12 protein-coding genes and 1 tRNA gene are annotated in these 15,383 nt (G+C 66.3%); 6 read left to right on the forward strand and 7 right to left on the reverse strand.

Annotated features, from left to right (window positions below; all coding sequences use genetic code 11):
* Window positions 1–3 precede the first annotated feature (3 nt).
* Window positions 4–1,152: an LPS export ABC transporter permease LptG gene (gene lptG, locus A9Z05_RS24530; RefSeq protein ID WP_069620392.1), complete on the forward strand. Its 1,149-nt coding sequence runs from the start codon at window positions 4–6 to the stop codon at window positions 1,150–1,152.
* Window positions 1,153–1,179: 27 nt separating this feature from the next.
* Window positions 1,180–1,560 (forward strand): sirohydrochlorin chelatase, encoded by a 381-nt coding sequence (locus A9Z05_RS24535; protein ID WP_069620393.1) that lies wholly within the window; start codon window positions 1,180–1,182, stop codon window positions 1,558–1,560.
* An 84-nt stretch (window positions 1,561–1,644) separates the two neighbouring features.
* Here the strand turns inward: A9Z05_RS24535 and cobA are convergent, their stop codons facing one another.
* From cobA to A9Z05_RS24565, 6 genes are all read right to left on the reverse strand, one after another.
* Window positions 1,645–2,394: a uroporphyrinogen-III C-methyltransferase gene (gene cobA, locus A9Z05_RS24540; protein WP_069620394.1), complete on the reverse strand. Its 750-nt coding sequence runs from the start codon at window positions 2,392–2,394 to the stop codon at window positions 1,645–1,647.
* 60 nt (window positions 2,395–2,454) lie between these two features.
* Complete coding sequence (locus A9Z05_RS24545; protein ID WP_069620395.1) at window positions 2,455–3,771, reverse strand: sulfate adenylyltransferase subunit 1; 1,317 nt, start codon at window positions 3,769–3,771, stop codon at window positions 2,455–2,457.
* 22 nt (window positions 3,772–3,793) lie between these two features.
* Complete coding sequence (gene cysD, locus A9Z05_RS24550; protein WP_006478076.1) at window positions 3,794–4,756, reverse strand: sulfate adenylyltransferase subunit CysD; 963 nt, start codon at window positions 4,754–4,756, stop codon at window positions 3,794–3,796.
* A gap of 75 nt (window positions 4,757–4,831) precedes the next feature.
* Complete coding sequence (locus A9Z05_RS24555; protein WP_069620396.1) at window positions 4,832–5,575, reverse strand: phosphoadenylyl-sulfate reductase; 744 nt, start codon at window positions 5,573–5,575, stop codon at window positions 4,832–4,834.
* Window positions 5,572–6,111: a DUF934 domain-containing protein gene (locus A9Z05_RS24560; RefSeq protein ID WP_069620397.1), complete on the reverse strand. Its 540-nt coding sequence runs from the start codon at window positions 6,109–6,111 to the stop codon at window positions 5,572–5,574. The genes A9Z05_RS24555 and A9Z05_RS24560 overlap by 4 nt, the downstream gene beginning before the upstream one ends.
* A 25-nt stretch (window positions 6,112–6,136) precedes the next feature.
* Entirely contained in the window at window positions 6,137–7,816 is a 1,680-nt protein-coding gene (locus A9Z05_RS24565; RefSeq protein ID WP_069620398.1) for a nitrite/sulfite reductase, read from the reverse strand.
* 214 nt (window positions 7,817–8,030) lie between these two features.
* Here A9Z05_RS24565 and A9Z05_RS24570 point away from each other — a divergent pair, with 214 nt between their 5' ends.
* From A9Z05_RS24570 to A9Z05_RS24585, 4 genes are all read left to right on the forward strand, one after another.
* Window positions 8,031–8,972 (forward strand): CysB family HTH-type transcriptional regulator, encoded by a 942-nt coding sequence (locus A9Z05_RS24570; RefSeq protein WP_006478072.1) that lies wholly within the window; start codon window positions 8,031–8,033, stop codon window positions 8,970–8,972.
* Window positions 8,973–9,040: 68 nt separating this feature from the next.
* On the forward strand, window positions 9,041–10,216 hold the full coding sequence (locus A9Z05_RS24575; protein WP_069620399.1) for an ABC transporter substrate-binding protein: 1,176 nt from the start codon (window positions 9,041–9,043) through the stop codon (window positions 10,214–10,216).
* Window positions 10,217–10,311: 95 nt separating this feature from the next.
* Window positions 10,312–10,396: transfer RNA gene (locus A9Z05_RS24580), tRNA-Leu, on the forward strand.
* 172 nt (window positions 10,397–10,568) lie between these two features.
* Window positions 10,569–11,783 carry an integrase arm-type DNA-binding domain-containing protein gene (locus tag A9Z05_RS24585; protein WP_069620400.1) on the forward strand — a complete coding sequence of 405 codons (1,215 nt, stop codon included), beginning with the start codon at window positions 10,569–10,571 and terminating at the stop codon, window positions 11,781–11,783.
* Between the two features lie 617 nt (window positions 11,784–12,400).
* Here A9Z05_RS24585 and A9Z05_RS24590 read toward each other — a convergent pair.
* Window positions 12,401–15,262, reverse strand: coding sequence for a DUF927 domain-containing protein (locus A9Z05_RS24590; protein ID WP_069620401.1), 2,862 nt, complete (start codon window positions 15,260–15,262; stop codon window positions 12,401–12,403).
* Window positions 15,263–15,383 lie beyond the last annotated feature (121 nt).

The following is a 15,383-nucleotide window of genomic DNA, read 5'->3' on the forward strand; positions in this document are numbered from 1 at the left end:
TCGATGCGGCTCTATGAAAAGTACTTCGCGCGGCAGATCTACGTCACGTTCATCTTCATCCTGTTCGCGTTCTCCGGTCTGTTCTTCTTCTTCGACCTGATCAGCGAACTGAATTCGGTCGGGCACGGCAACTACAAGTTCGGCTACGCGGTCCTGCGCGTCGCGCTGCAGACGCCGTCGCGCTTCTACGAGATCATCCCGGTCGCCGCGCTGATCAGCGCGATCTACGTGTTCGCGCAGATGGCCGCGAACTCGGAATTCACGATCTTCCGCGTGTCGGGCCTCGCGACCAACCAGGCGCTGCGCTCGCTGCTGAAGATCGGCGTGCCGCTCGTGATCGTCACCTACCTGATCGGCGAATTCGTCGGCCCGTACGCCGATCAGTTGTCCGAACGCGTGCGGCTGCAGGCGCTCGGCGCATCGGTGTCGTCGAACTTCCAGTCGGGCGTGTGGGTGAAGGACACGCTCGCGGCCCGCGAGAACGGCGAGCAGGTCACGCGCTTCGTCAACGTCGGCAGCCTGTCGCCCGACTCGACGATCAGCAACGTGCGCATCTACGAATTCGACTCGAAATTCCAGCTGCAGAACGTGCGGATCGCGCAAACCGGCCGCTACGAGCCGCCCGGCCACTGGCTGCTGACGGGCGTCACCGAAACGGAGCTGACGCCGATCAAGCCGATCAGCGGCCAGCCGGCCGACGCGCTGAACCCTGTGTACCGGTCGCAGCAGGTGTCGCTGCCCGAATACCGGCTGCGGTCCGACCTGACGCCGCAGATCCTGTCGGTGCTGCTCGTGTCGCCGGAGCGCATGTCGCTCATCAACCTGTTCCGCTACATCCAGCACTTGCGCGAGAACCAGCAGGACACGCAGCGCTACGACATCGCGCTGTGGCGCAAGCTGCTGTATCCGTTCGCCGTGTTCGTGATGCTCGTGCTGTCGCTGCCGTTCGCGTATCTGCACACGCGGGCCGGCGTGGTCGGCGTGAAGGTGTTCGGCGGCATCATGCTCGGCATGAGCTTCCAGCTGCTCAACACGCTGTTCTCGCACATCGGCACGCTGAACACGTGGCCCGCGCCGCTCACCGCCGCGACGCCGGGCCTCATCTATCTCGCGCTCGGCCTGTTCGCGCTCAAGTGGGTCGACCGGCACTGAGCGCCGCGTCGCGATGGAGGCTTCGACATGCATTCGCACGGTATCGTCCTGTTCGGCCACGGCGCCCGCGACCCGCGCTGGGCCGAGCCGTTCGAGCGGCTCGCCGCGCGGCTGCGCGGCGCCTCCCCGGCCGCGCAGGTGTCGCTCGCGTTCCTCGAACTGATGACGCCGTCGCTCGGTGAGGCCGTGGCCGCGCAAGTCGCGGCCGGCTGCGCGCGCATCACCGTGGTGCCCGTGTTCTTCGGCCAGGGCGGCCACGTGCGCCGCGACCTGCCGCAGCTCGTCGATGCATGCCGCGCCGCGCATCCGGGCGTCGAAATCCGCTGCGCGACGGCCGTCGGCGAAGACGACGGCGTGCTCGACGCGGTCGCGCGCTATTGCATCGACCAGCTCGGCGGCGCCGCGTAGCCGCCCACGCGTTCGCCGCCCCCAAAGAAAAAGCGCCGGCATCTGCCGGCGCTTTTTTCGTTTCGGACCGCGTTCGAGCCGCGCTCAGGCGGCATGGCGCACCGGCGCACTCGCCTGCGCTTGCCGTGCGCGCTCGGCGAAGGCATCGCCGATCATCAGCAGGCTCGGTTCCGCGGGATCGAGCCAAGCCTGCGCGTCGCCGGCCGCCATCTGCGCCAGCGTCAGCGTCAGCGTGCGTTCGCGCGCGGTGCTGCAGGCCTCGACGATCGCCACCGGCGTCGCCGGCGCACGGCCCGCGTCGATCAGTTCCTGCGCGATGCCGGGCGCGCTGTCGCGGCCCATGTAGTAGACGATCGAATCGGCGCGCGCAGCTTCGCGGATCTCGTCGCTGCCCGGCGCGCGGCTGTGCGTCGCAAAGGCCACGCTGCGCGACACGCCGCGTAACGTGAGCGAACGCTTCAGCGTTGCCGCGCCGGCCAGCGCCGCGGTGATGCCCGGCACGACCTCGTAGTCGATGCCGGCCGCTTCCAGCGCGCGCATTTCCTCTTCCGCGCGGCCGAACAGCATCGGATCGCCACCCTTCAGCCGAACGACGCATGCATGCTCGCGCGCCGCATCGACGATCTGCTTGTTGATGAAATGCTGCGCGGTCGAGCGCTGTCCGCAACGCTTGCCGACCGCGATCTTGCGCGCGTTCGGCGCATAGTCGAGCATCGCCGGCTCGACGAGCGCGTCGTGCAGCACGACGTCGGCCTGCTCGAGCAGCCGCATGCCGCGCACCGTGATGAGGTCCGCGGCGCCCGGCCCTGCTCCGATCAGATATACCTTGCCCATGTTTGTCGCTTCGCTAGGGTCCTGCCGCGGCGGCCGGTTCGCCGCCGCGCAGATTGACGATTACGCCGAGAACGCGCGGATCATGCCCGCGGCGACCGTGTGATGCGTCGCCTCGTCGATCAGCACGAACGCGCCCGTACCGGGGTGCGCATCGTAGGTGTCGCAGACGATCGGCTTCTGCAGCGTCAGCGCCACGCGGCCGATGTCGTTCATCTTCAGTTCCTGACGGTCGGTCGCGTGCGACAGCGTATGCACGTCGAGCACCTGCTTCACCGCGCCGATCTTCGCGAACACCGTGCTGGTGGTCTGCTTCAGCAGGTACTTGCGCTGCTGCGACAGCGGCGCGTCGTCGAACCAGCACAGGTCGGCCTCGAGCTTCCTGGCCGGCTCGACCGGCTCGGCCGTCGTGACGAACATGTCGCCGCGCGACACGTCGACGTCCTCTTCGAGACGGATCGTCACCGTCTGGCCCGCGAACGCGTGCGCGACCGACGCGGTGCCGCCCGGCACCGGCGCGACGATCTCGGCGACGGTCGCGGTGCGGTTCGACGGCAGCACGACGATCGCGTCGCCCACCTTCACTTCGCCCGACTCGATCCGGCCCATGTAGCCGCGGAAATCGTCGGCCGAGCTGCCGTCCTGGCGCGCGACCCACTGCACCGGGAAGCGCAGCGCGTCATGCGCCTGCGTCTCGACCGGCAGCGACTCGAGCACGTCGAGCAGCGGCTCGCCCGCGTACCACGGCATGCGCTCGCTCGCGCCGACGATGTTGTCGCCCTTGAGCGCCGACACCGGCACGAAGCGCACGTCGGCCAGGCCGAGCTGCTTCGCGAGCGCGACGTACGCGTCGCGGATCTCGTTGAAGCGCGCCTCGCTGTAGTCGACGAGGTCCATCTTGTTGATCGCGACGATCACGTGCTGCAGCCCCAGCAGCTTGACGATCGCGCTGTGGCGCTTGGTCTGCGGCAGCAGTTGCACGACGCCGTTCTCGACCGTGATGCGCGTCGCGTCGATCAGCACGATCGCCGCGTGCGCGGTCGACGCGCCCGTCACCATGTTGCGCGTGTACTGCTCGTGGCCCGGCGTGTCGGCGATGATGAACTTGCGCTTCGCGGTCGCGAAGTAGCGGTACGCGACGTCGATCGTGATGCCTTGCTCGCGCTCGGCTTCCAGTCCGTCGGTCAGCAGCGCGAGATCGAGCTCGTCGCCGACCGTGCGCTTGTTCTTCGCGCGCGACAGCGCGGACAGCTGGTCGGACAGCACGGCCTTGCTGTCGTACAGCAGGCGGCCGATCAGCGTGCTCTTGCCGTCGTCGACGCTGCCTGCGGTGATGAAACGCAACACGCCGAGGTCTTCGGTGTTCTCGATGATGCTCATGATGTGAATGTCCTCGTGTGCTTCAGAAATAACCTTGCTTCTTGCGCTGTTCCATCGCGGCTTCGGATGCCTGGTCGTCCATCCGGGTCGCGCCGCGCTCGGTGATCTCGGTCACCGCCGTCTCGGCGATGATCTTCTCGACGTCGTCCGCGTCGCTCTCGACCGGGCACGTGCAGCTGATGTCGCCGACCGTGCGGAAGCGCACCTGCGCGAGCTCGCTCGTCTCGCCGTCACGCATCGGCGTGAGCGGCGTGACCGGCACGAGCAGCCCGTTGCGGCGCACGATCTCGCGCTGGTGCGCGTAGTAGATCGACGGCAGTTCGAGGTTCTCGCGCGCGATGTACTGCCACACGTCGAGCTCGGTCCAGTTCGAGATCGGGAACACGCGCAGATGCTCGCCCTTGTGCAGGCGGGCGTTGTACAGGCTCCACAGTTCCGGACGTTGCGCCTTCGGGTCCCACTGGCCGAATTCGTCGCGGAACGAGAAGATCCGCTCCTTCGCACGCGCCTTCTCTTCGTCGCGGCGCGCGCCGCCGATCAGCGCCGTGTAACCGTGCTGCTCGATCGTTTCCAGCAGCGTGACGGCCTGCGCGGCGTTGCGCGAATCGGTTTCGCGGCGCAGCACGACCGTGCCGCGCTTGATCGAATCCTCGACGTGGCCGACCACCAGCTCCGCGCCCAGCTCTTGCGCACGGCGATCGCGGAAGTCGATCACTTCCTCGTAGTTGTGGCCCGTGTCGATATGCACGAGCGGGAACGGCAGCGTCGTCTTGCGGTTCGCGCCAAGGCCGAACGCCTTCAGCGCGAGATGCAGCACGACGACCGAATCCTTGCCGCCCGAGAACAACAGCGCCGGCTTGCTGCATTCGGCAACCAGTTCGCGCAGGATGTGGATCGACTCGGCTTCGAGCCAGTCGAGGTGGCCCATGCGGCTGTCGGCGCCGGTGGGCGGGGCAAAGGCGGATTGCTCGAGCGTCGTGCTCATGATTTCAGTCCTTCTCTTCTGGGTTCGTGCCGCCCGCTGTCGCAGGCGGCGCAATATTCAGTTTCTTGTCGGCTTTCAGTGCGCGGCGCCGGCTTCGGCGTTCGCGGGAATCGGCGTGATCGTGATGTGCAGCCCGCATTCCTTCGTGTCGCGCGACTCCCACCACCAGCGGCCCGCGCGGCTGTCCTCGCCCGGACGGATCGCACGCGTGCACGGCTCGCAGCCGATGCTCGGATAGCCGCGCGCATGCAGCGGGTTGACCGGCACGTCGAACGCCTTGAGGTACGCCCACACGTCGGCTTCCGTCCAGTCGGCGAGCGGGTTGTACTTCGCGATCCCGCGCGCTTCGTCCCGTTCTTCCTCGTGAAGCTCCGCACGCGTCACCGACTGCTCGCGGCGCTGGCCCGTGACCCATGCACCGACGTCGGCCAGCGCGCGGTTCAGCGGCTCGACCTTGCGGATGTGGCAGCACGACTTGCGCAGCTCGACGCTCTCGTAGAACGCATTCAGGCCGTGCTCGGCCACATACTGGTCGACCGCATCCTGCCGCGGATGGAACTGCTCGATCTCGTAGCCGTAGCGCTCGCGCACGCGGTCGATCATGCCGAGCGTTTCCGCGTGCAGGCGGCCGGTGTTCAGCGAGAAGATGCCGATCGACACGCCCTTCGACAGGATCGCGTGCGTGAGCAGCATGTCTTCCGCGGCGAGGCTGCTCGCGAATTTCACCTTGTCGTGACGCTCGCCGATCTGCGCGAGCAGCGCGTCGAGGCGCGCGACCTTCGCGGCAAGTTCCGGCGTCAGCGCGATGGCGGCGCTCATGCGCTCACCTTCGCATCCGCAGCCGCGCGGCGGCGGAACAGCGGCGCCGGTTCGTCGAACGCGCCCTGGTAACGCTGCGTGAATTCCGTGAACGCATTCAGCGCGTCGTGGATGTCCTTGTCGGCACGCACCGCGAAGGCGTCGAAGCCGCAACGCGACATGTACAGCAGCTGGTCGCGCAGCACGTCGCCGATCGCGCGCAGCTCGCCGGTCCAGCCATGGCGCTCGCGCAGCAGGCGCGCGATGCTGTAGCCGCGGCCGTCCGCGAAGCGCGGGAAATCCACGGCGATCAGCGAAATCGCGCCGAAATCGGCCACGAGATCGGCCGGTTCGCTGTCCGGCGCGAGCCACACGCCGAGTTCGTCCTTCGTCTTCGCGGCGACGAGCGCCGCGCGCTCGGCCTGCCACCACGCGAACGGCACGAGCACCTTGCCGGCCGGCAATGCGTCGACCGCGGGCAGCGCACCGTCTTCCGACGCGCGCACGACCTGCCATGCGTCGTCGATCACTGCGCGGTTCTTGATAATCGAAGCCATCTGCAAATTCCCTCTACCCGGTTGGTTACGCGTTCACTGCCTGGCGCGCCGCATACACGCGCTCCTTGAACGGTGCGATGCCGATGCGGTCGTACGTGTCGACGAAGCGCTCGCCGTCGAGGCGTGCCTCGACGAACGTATCGATCAGCTTCGCGATCACGTCGGGCACTTCTTCCGCCGAGAACGACGGCCCGATCACGCGGCCGAGGCGCGCGCCGTTGCGGCCCGTGCCCTGCTCGCCGCCGAGCGACACCTGATACCACTCGGCGCCGTCCTTGTCGACGCCGAGGATGCCGATGTTGCCGACGTGGTGGTGACCGCACGAGTTCATGCAACCGGAAATGTTCAGCGACAGTTCGCCGAGGTCGTACACGTAGTCGAGATCGTCGAAACGCTGCTGGATCGCCAGCGCGATCGGGATCGACTTCGCGTTCGCGAGCGAGCAGAAGTCGCCGCCCGGGCACGCGATGATGTCGGTCAGGAGGCCCACGTTCGGCGTCGCGAAACCGGCCGCCTTCGCCTTTTCCCACAGCGCGAACAGGTCGCGCTTCTTCACGTTCGCGAGAATCAGGTTCTGCTCGTGCGACACGCGCAGCTCGCCGAACGAGTATGCGTCGGCCCAGTCCGCGACCAGATCCATCTGCGCGTCGGTCGCGTCGCCCGGGGCCACGCGGTGGTCCTTCAGCGACAGCGTGACGGCCGCATAACCCGGCACCTTGTGCGGCGCGACGTTACGCTCGACCCAGCGCGCGAACGCCTTGTTCTCCAGCAGGTGCTGTTCGAACGACGCATCGGTGTCGGCCAGCTTCTCGTAGACGGGCGGCTGGAAATACTGCGACACGCGGTCGATTTCGGCCTGCGTGAGCGTCGACGGACCGTCCTTCAGGTGCTGCCACTCTTCCTCGACCTGCTGCGCGAACTTCGCCGGCGACAGCGCCTTCACGAGGATCTTGATCCGCGCCTTGTACAGGTTGTCGCGGCGGCCGTAGCGGTTGTACACGCGCAGCACGGCTTCGCAGTACGTGAGCAGGTGCTGCCACGGCAGGTCTTCCTTGATCACCGCACCGATGATCGGCGTACGGCCGAGGCCGCCGCCCGCGAGGATGCTCGCGACCACCTCGCCCTGCGCGTTCTTCTTCAGGTACACGCCGAGGTCGTGGATCTGCACGGCCGCGCGATCATGCTTCGAACCCGACACCGCGATCTTGAACTTGCGCGGCAGCCACGCGAATTCGGGATGGAACGTCGACCACTGGCGCAGGACCTCGGCCCACGGGCGCGGATCGATCTCTTCGTCCTGCGCGACGCCGGCGAACTGATCGGCCGTGATGTTGCGGATGCAGTTGCCCGACGTCTGGATCCCGTGCATCTGCACCGACGCGAGCTTCGCGAGGATCTCGGGCGTGTCTTCGAGCTCGATCCAGTTGAACTGGATGTTCGAGCGCGTCGAGAAGTGGCCGTAGCCGCGGTCGTGTTCGCGGGCGATGCGGGCCAGCATCCGGAGCTGGTCGCTGCGCAGGTTGCCGTACGGAATCGCGATGCGGTGCATGTACGCGTGGCGCTGCATGTACAGGCCGTTCTGCAGACGCAGCGGACGGAATTCGTCTTCGCTCAACTCGCCCGACAGCCGGCGGCGCACCTGATCGCGGTACTGCGCGACACGCTCGTCGACGATCGTCTGGTCGTATTGGTCGTACTGATACATTCGGGGACCCCAGGGTTTTCGTGGTGACCGCGCGACGTCCTAGCCACGTCGCGCCCGAATCTCCGTTCCGTCGTCATCGCCGCCAACCGAGGCCAGCTGGATTGCTAATGACGAAAACAGATATCCATATTTGAAAAACTCCGGTGAATCGTAATAAACTCCCCTTATATTTCAAACGACTAAAAAATTCTGTTGATATGCGGAAGGGTTATAAATGAACCTGCACCAATTTCGCTTCGTGCGCGAGGCCGTCCGGCAGAATTTCAACCTCACCGAGGCCGCCAAGGCGCTCTACACGTCGCAACCGGGGGTGTCGAAGGCGATCATCGAGCTCGAGGACGAGCTGGGCGTCGAGATCTTCACGCGACACGGCAAGCGGGTGCGCTCGCTCACCGAGCCGGGCCGGATCATCCTCGCGTCGGTCGAGCGGATTCTTCAGGAAGTGGAAAGCCTGAAAAGGGTCGGAAAAGATTACGCGGCGCAGGACCAGGGCAACCTGACCATCGCGGCAACCCACACGCAGGCCCGCTACTCGTTGCCGGCCGCGATCGCCGAGTTCAAGAAGCGCTTCCCGAAGGTGCACCTGTCGATCCTGCAAGGCAGCCCGACGCAGGTGGCCGAGATGGTGATCCACGACCAGGCCGATCTCGCGATCGCGACCGAAGCGATCTCCGACTACAAGGAGCTCGTGTCGCTGCCCTGCTTCCAGTGGCATCACGCGGCCGTCGTGCCGGCCGACCATCCGCTGCTCGAACGCAAGCCGGTCACGCTGGACGATCTCGCCCAATACCCGCTGATCACGTACGACGACGCGTTCGCCGGCCGCAAGAAGATCAATCATGCATTCGCGCTGCGCGGGCTGTCGCCGGACATCGTGCTCGAGGCGATCGACGCCGACGTGATCAAGACCTATGTCGAACTCGGCCTCGGCGTCGGCATCATGGCCGACATCGCGTTCAATCCCGAGCGCGATCGCGGCCTGCGGCTGATCCCGGTCGGCCACCTGTTCGGCAGCAACGTGACGCGTGTCGCGCTCAAGCAGGGCGCCTACCTGCGCAGCTATGTGTATACGCTCGTCGAACTGCTGTCGCCGACGCTGAACCGCAAGCTGATCGAGCAGGCGCTCAAGGGCGAAGCCGAATCGTATGAGCTTTGACGGACAGGTATAAATGAACACAGGGGCGCCTGTCGCGCCCCGTTTTGTTGCCCGACGGAGATTCCCGCATGACGCTTCCCGCCCTGCCACGGCTGCCCGCCTCGTTGCGCCGCGCCGCCGGCGTCGCCCTCGTGCTGACCTGCGCGGCCGCGCAGGCCGACCTGAAGGTCGGCGTCGACCTGTCGTCGACCGGCCCGGCCGCCGCGATCGGCATCACGAGCAAGAACGCGATCCTGATGTGGCCGAAGACGATCGCCGGGCAGCCCGTGCAGGTCACGGTGCTCGACGACGCGTCCGACCCGGGCGCCGCGGTGCGCAACATCCGCAAGCTGGTCGACGAGGATCACGTCGACGTCGTGGTCGGCCCGAACATCACGCCGGCCGCGCTCGCGGCGCTCGACGCGGTGGCCGCCGCACAGACGCCGATGATCACGCTGGTCGGCTCGGGCTCGATCGTCGAGCCGCAGGAAGGCGCGCGGACCTGGGCGTTCAAGATGGCGCAGAGCGACCGCGCGATGGCCGACGTGATGACGCGCTACATGGCCAACCACGGCGTGAAGACGGTCGGCTTCATCGGCTTCGCGGACAGCTACGGCGACAGCTGGCTCAATGAATTCACGCGCTTCGCGGACCTGCGCAAGATCCGCGTGATCGCGACCGAGCGCTTCAACCGCACCGACGCGAGCGTCACCGGCCAGGCGCTGAAACTGATCGCGGCGAAACCCGACGCGATCCTGGTTGCGGGCGCCGGCACGCCGGCCGTGCTGCCGCAGCGCACGCTGATCGAGCGCGGCTACAAGGGCGCGATCTACCAGACGCACGGGATCGCGACGCCGGAATTCATCAAGCTCGGCGGCAAGGACGTCGACGGGACGCTGTTCCCGACCCAGCCGGTGGTCGTCGCGCGCACGCTGCCGGCCGACCACCCGGCCCGCCAGGCCGCGCTCGCGTTCGTCGATGCGTACGACGCGAAGTACGGCGCCGGCACGGTCACGCAGTTCGCGGGCGACGCGGCGGGCGTGTATCCGCGCCTGGCCGATGCGGTCGGCCGCGCGCTGAAGGCCGCGCAGCCCGGCACGCCGGCCTTCCGCGCGGCGCTGCGGCGCGAACTCGAACGCGCGCACGAGCTCGTCGTGCCGAACGGCGTCGTCAATACGAGTGACAAGGATCACGTGGGGCTCGACCAGCGCGCGAGCGTGATGGGGGTCGTGAAGCAGGGCCGGTTCGTCTATCTGAGCCAGTGACTTGCATGCCGGGCATCGAGCTGCTTGCCCGGTGCCCCGTTTTCCGCCATAATCCGCGTTTCGCCGCGCACCACCGTATGCGCGGCCAGGATCAAGCCCAGGTGGTGAAATTGGTAGACGCAGGGGACTCAAAATCCCCCGCCGCAAGGCGTGCCGGTTCGATTCCGGCCCTGGGCACCATGACATAGTTCCGGGAAATTCCCGGAAGTCCCAAAACCCGCGACAGCACAAGGCTTCGCGGGTTTTTTCATTCCGGCAAAGTGCCGTGTAGTGCGTAGACAGCCGGGGGCAAGCGGGGGCAACATTGGGGGCAACCGATCCGAAGTTGCCTTACCCGTCAGGAGTTGCCCCCGTGCCATTAACCGATACAGCCATCCGGAACGCCAAGCCAGCCGACAAGCCCGTGCGCCTGTTCGACGGAGGCGGCCTCTATCTGGAAGTCGCCCCGAGCGGGGGCAAGTGGTGGCGCCTCAAATACCGATTTGGGGGCAAGGAAAAGCGCTACTCGCTCGGCGTCTACCCGGAAGTTACATTGGCGACCGCACGGAAGAAGCGCGACGAAGCCCGTGAAAAGCTCGCTGCCGGCATCGATCCGGGTGAAGCGAAGAAGGCGGAAAAAAGGGCCAGCCTGCTCGCGGCCGCCCATTCGTTTGAGGTTGTCGCCGGTGGCTGGATGGCCGAGCGCAAGACGACCGTGGAGCCAGCGCAGCATGCCAAGACGCTCGCCCGCATGGAGAACGATGTATTCCCATGGCTCGGCAAGCGCCCTATCGCTGAAATCGACGCCCCGGAGATACTGGCCGTGCTGAAGCGCGTAGACGGGCGTGGAGCCAGATTTACCGCCCATCGCATCCGCAGCGAGATTAGCCGGGTATTCCGCTACGGCATCAAAGAGGGGCACTGCAAGGCCGATCCGGCCCGCGATCTGGTAGATGCAATCCCGCCCGCGCAGACAACACACTTTGCCTCAATCACTGAGCCGGAGAAAGTGGGCGAGATGCTTCGCGCGTTCGACGGCTTCACGGGCACGTTCCCGGTTCTCTGCGCGCTCAAGCTAGCCCCCATGCTGTTCGTTAGGCCGGGCGAGTTGCGGAAGGCAGAATGGGCGCAATTCGACCTCGACAAAGGCGAATGGCGCTATTTCGTCAACAAAACGAAAACGGATCACCTTGTTCCGCTGGCCGCGCAGGCTGTCACGATTTTGCGCGAGCTTCACGCCCTGACTGGCGAAGGCGTCTACGTGTTCCCTGGTGCTCGCGACCGAAATCGGCCGATGAGCGAGGCCGCTATCAATGCAGCCCTTCGTCGGCTCGGCTACGACACTCGCACCGAGATTACCGGTCACGGCTTCCGGGCAATGGCACGGACGATCCTGCATGAAGAGTTGGAGGAAAAGCCGGAAGTGATCGAGCACCAACTAGCGCATACGGTCCCTGACAGCCTTGGGCGGGCGTACAACCGAACAAAGTTCATCAAGGCACGACGCTCGATGATGCAACAGTGGGCGGACTACCTCGACAAGCTCAAAGCCGGGGCGGAAATCATTCCGATCACGGCGGCAAGATAGAACCGTGCCCCCACGCGTATGACCCCCTTGCCGCGCACCTCCCACCGATTTTTCAGAGTTGGCACCGCACTGTCGGTCCCCTGCACATCGGTATGAATATGACCCCCCTTAGGCGCGCCGGGAGTAGGAAAAACACGCGGGTGTGAGCCCCCGCGTCTATGCCCTAGACGCAGGGTCCCCCGCTTTCCGGCCACCCCGACACTTGCGGCCGGCGCAACAATGCCCGATCGGGGCGCATCGCGGACACCCCCCCTCGAAAACGCGTTGTCGACGCACCTCAAATCCCGGAGTGCTGCGCCCCGTCTAGCTTTGCGGTCGACGCAGACGGTCGACGCCTGTCCGCTCAGCGCAAAACGAGTTGGAGATTTGGAGATAAACGCCTGAATCGGCCGCAAAGCCTTGTGGGGTAAGGCTTCGCGTGTCTCCAAACGATTTGGAGAACGCTGGAGATACTGGAGATAAACCGGGCTGGATTGTTACGGAGGCGGCAAGATTCGCGGCAGCCGCCGGCCCGGTTCCATCTGGAGCGGATCGCTCAAAGTAACTTTGACGCGCGGCCCAAAAATGCCGCGCAAAGGAATGCCCGCCACCGCCCTCCCGGACGGCGGCGGCATCTTTCACAGTTCGAGTGTGAAGATGGACGGCAGCACGCGATAGACCATGAATTTCCCATGGCCGGGGATGTACTCCTGCCGGTACGGATAGCCGTCGCTACGCGGCATCAGTACGCCCCGCTTCATCAGTGCCTTGGCGACGATCTTGTGATCGAAGCCGGCGCATACGTCCTTGCGGAACACGGCCGCTTCGATCAGGTATTCCGTCTCGACGCTTTCCGCATCGTCGGCGCTCATCTTGCCGCCGAACTCGGCGTAATACTCGCGATCGGAGGCGATGGGCGTGCGCCGCTCGTCCCGCTTCACGTGCTGCTTGAAGCCCGCTCGATGCGGCACGTTCGGCCGATGGTCGTCCTGCGCCCGGTTCATCCACACGAAACGGTTGTCGCCGTGTGCGGCGAGGAAATGCTGTACCTGCCGCACGGCTTCCGCCTCGTCCGAGTTGCCGGTGCCGCCGCGCAGTTCGAGCCAGCCTTCGAAGCAACGACGCGCAGCCTCGACCGCTTCGCCCTGCGGCCAGCCGGTCAGCCCGTGTGCCGTCGCCAGCTCGCCGGCCACCGCGACGAGGCAGAACCGCTTGGCGACGCGCGCGACCTGCGAATGCGAACCGTCCGGCACCCATTGCCCGACCAGCTCGTCGACGCGTATGCGCAGATGCTCGGCCAGCTCGCCGGCCTGCGACGACGCCCACTCGATGAACGCGGGGCCGGCCGTGCCGTAGTGCATACCCGCGTGCCGCTCTAGATGCTCGATTAGCGCGGCCGGCGTCGGGAAGCCGTGCAGCTTCTCCACGACGCCCATTTCGCCCACTTCGGCCGGGATCGCGGGCAAGCGCACCTCGATACCGCCTTTCATCGGCTTGTTGCCCTCGGCCATCAACGCGGACACGCTCTTTTCGCCGTTCGACAGGAACAGCAGCCGCCACGTAAGCACGGGCTTGGCCGACCCGCTACGCGACGCGCGGGCCTTACCCGACTCGTTCGCGAGCATGTAAATCACATCGCCGACCAGACGCGGCTCGACTTGCCCGATTTCATCGAGGATCAGCAGCGCGTCGCTATGCTGCGTGGCGACAGCTTCGAGCGCGTTGTCGGTCGCCTTCCAGCTCCGCACATAGTCCGGCGAGCCGAACACGGATGCGGCGATGACACCGCCCGTCGACTTGCCCTTGGACGTCGTGCCGAGCAGGTGAAAGCCGCCCGACTGAAGCCCGGAGAAGTGCAGCAGCGGACCAGCGAAGGCGGTAGCGACGCAGAACAGCAGTCGGCTATTGCCGACGCAGTAGGCCGCGACCTCGCGTTGCCAGTCCTCCAGCGTGCCGCGCTCCTTGAACTGGCTCTGGATCGGCGTATCGACCTGATAGATCAACGCCTCTTTGCCGGTCCCGATCACGCGATCGGGCAGCACGAACGCGCCGTGATGCCAGCCGACGCGCGGCACGCAGCGCACGCGCTCGTCCGGCTGCGCCATCTGCACATAGTTCGCGATCTGCGTGCGGGCGATCTGCGTGACGCCGAGCTTCACGCCCATATCGAGCAGCATCCGGCGCAGCTCCGTGCCGTCGCCGGCAAAGAGGCCGGCCGGCACCGCCCATCGTTTCAGGATGCCGTCGCGATCGGTGAATTCGAGCAGGTAGCCCCACTCGCTGTTCATCTCGTTGCGCGTCTCCGCGATCACGTCGATACGCGTGCTGACCCAATGCGGCGGCAGCGGATCGCCCTGATTGTTGAAGCCGTGAAACCACACGCCCTTGTCGTCGACGACGAACCGCGACTTGCCGTCCTGCGCGCGGGCCGTTTTCGGACGCTTGGCGGGCTTCGCGGCGGCTGGAGCGACCTTGGGCTTGCCCGCATCTGACGAGGCGGCCGGCGCGAGCGCAGCGCGCACGGCGGCGGCCACCGCATCCGGGCCGAGGTGCGCAGCCAGGTCGTTGAAGTCGGTGCCGGCTGCCGGGCGGTTCGGACCGAAGTCGGGCACGGCCAAGATGCCGGCGACGGCCTCGGCCGCCGCGCGGGCCTTCGTCACGCCCGGATTGCCCTTCGTCGTGTGGTCGTCGTCGGCGCACACGACAATGCTGGCGTCCGGATACTGGCCGCGCAGCGCCGTCGCGACCGCGTGCAGGTTGCCGGCGTCGAACGCGACGGCGGCCGGATAGCTCGTCGCGGCCGCGAGCGTCGCGCACGTGGCGTAACCCTCGCCAATCAGCAGCGTGGACGGCGCGGAAGATAGCGGACCACCGATCAGCGAGAAGCAGCCCGCCTTGCGGCCGTTCGGCAGATAGCGTTTCTGGCCGTCCGTCAGGATGAATTCGAGCGTCCAGAGCTTGCCGTCCGCGTCACGGGCCGGGATGACGAGTGCGCCGTCGCATGCGGCCGTGCCAATGCACAAGCCGCCGCGATAGACGCGCAGCGCGTCGACCGGGATACGCTTGCGAACGAGGTACGGGTGATCGGCTGGCGCAGGCTCGGACGCCGACCAGATCGATTCAGCGAGCGCCGATGCGCCTTGCTGTTTCTCGGTCAGTTCGGCCAGCTCGGCCGCTTCGCGGGCCGCGCGCTCGGCTTTCTGCCGCTCGCGCTCCGCAGGATCGACCGGCTTGGCTCGATGTGCACGCGGATCGAAGCCGCCTTGCTTGGCGAGGTGAAACAGCGTGTTGATGGTGATCTTGCCGCCCTTGAACGACTTCCACACATCGCGCGCGTCCTTCCCGTTGTAGCTCTGCGCGCCTTGGCTCCATTCGTTCCAGAGGGCGAAGCCCTCCTCGTCAAACTCGGCCTTGAGCGCCATCCCCACCTGACGCCACGTGTCGCGGTCGTCGGGCGGGACATAGCCGAGCGCGACTCTCGCCCGCTCGAATTCGGACATGGGTGCGTTACTCATAGGTTCCCACTGGACGCGCGTCGGCCGGCTTCCGATTAGTAGTCCATATCGGGCAAGCAGCTACCCGACGCGCGAAGAATTGAATGATGCGACGATGCCTAGCGGC

This window comes from Burkholderia sp. A2, assembly GCF_001729305.1.
Taxonomy (GTDB): domain Bacteria; phylum Pseudomonadota; class Gammaproteobacteria; order Burkholderiales; family Burkholderiaceae; genus Burkholderia; species Burkholderia sola.

Excerpts from the sequence above, each read along its gene's own strand:
- A9Z05_RS24590 (WP_069620401.1), bottom strand. The coding sequence starts at position 15,262 with ATGTCCGAATTCGAGCGGGCGAGAGTCGCGCTCGGCTATGTCCCGCCC.
- A9Z05_RS24555 (WP_069620396.1), bottom strand. The coding sequence starts at position 5,575 with ATGAGCGCCGCCATCGCGCTGACGCCGGAACTTGCCGCGAAGGTCGCG.
- A9Z05_RS24545 (WP_069620395.1), bottom strand. The coding sequence starts at position 3,771 with ATGAGCATCATCGAGAACACCGAAGACCTCGGCGTGTTGCGTTTCATC.
- A9Z05_RS24575 (WP_069620399.1), top strand. The coding sequence starts at position 9,041 with ATGACGCTTCCCGCCCTGCCACGGCTGCCCGCCTCGTTGCGCCGCGCC.
- cysD (WP_006478076.1), bottom strand. The coding sequence starts at position 4,756 with ATGAGCACGACGCTCGAGCAATCCGCCTTTGCCCCGCCCACCGGCGCC.
- lptG (WP_069620392.1), top strand. The coding sequence starts at position 4 with ATGCGGCTCTATGAAAAGTACTTCGCGCGGCAGATCTACGTCACGTTC.
- A9Z05_RS24565 (WP_069620398.1), bottom strand. The coding sequence starts at position 7,816 with ATGTATCAGTACGACCAATACGACCAGACGATCGTCGACGAGCGTGTC.
- A9Z05_RS24535 (WP_069620393.1), top strand. The coding sequence starts at position 1,180 with ATGCATTCGCACGGTATCGTCCTGTTCGGCCACGGCGCCCGCGACCCG.
- A9Z05_RS24570 (WP_006478072.1), top strand. The coding sequence starts at position 8,031 with ATGAACCTGCACCAATTTCGCTTCGTGCGCGAGGCCGTCCGGCAGAAT.
- cobA (WP_069620394.1), bottom strand. The coding sequence starts at position 2,394 with ATGGGCAAGGTATATCTGATCGGAGCAGGGCCGGGCGCCGCGGACCTC.
- A9Z05_RS24560 (WP_069620397.1), bottom strand. The coding sequence starts at position 6,111 with ATGGCTTCGATTATCAAGAACCGCGCAGTGATCGACGACGCATGGCAG.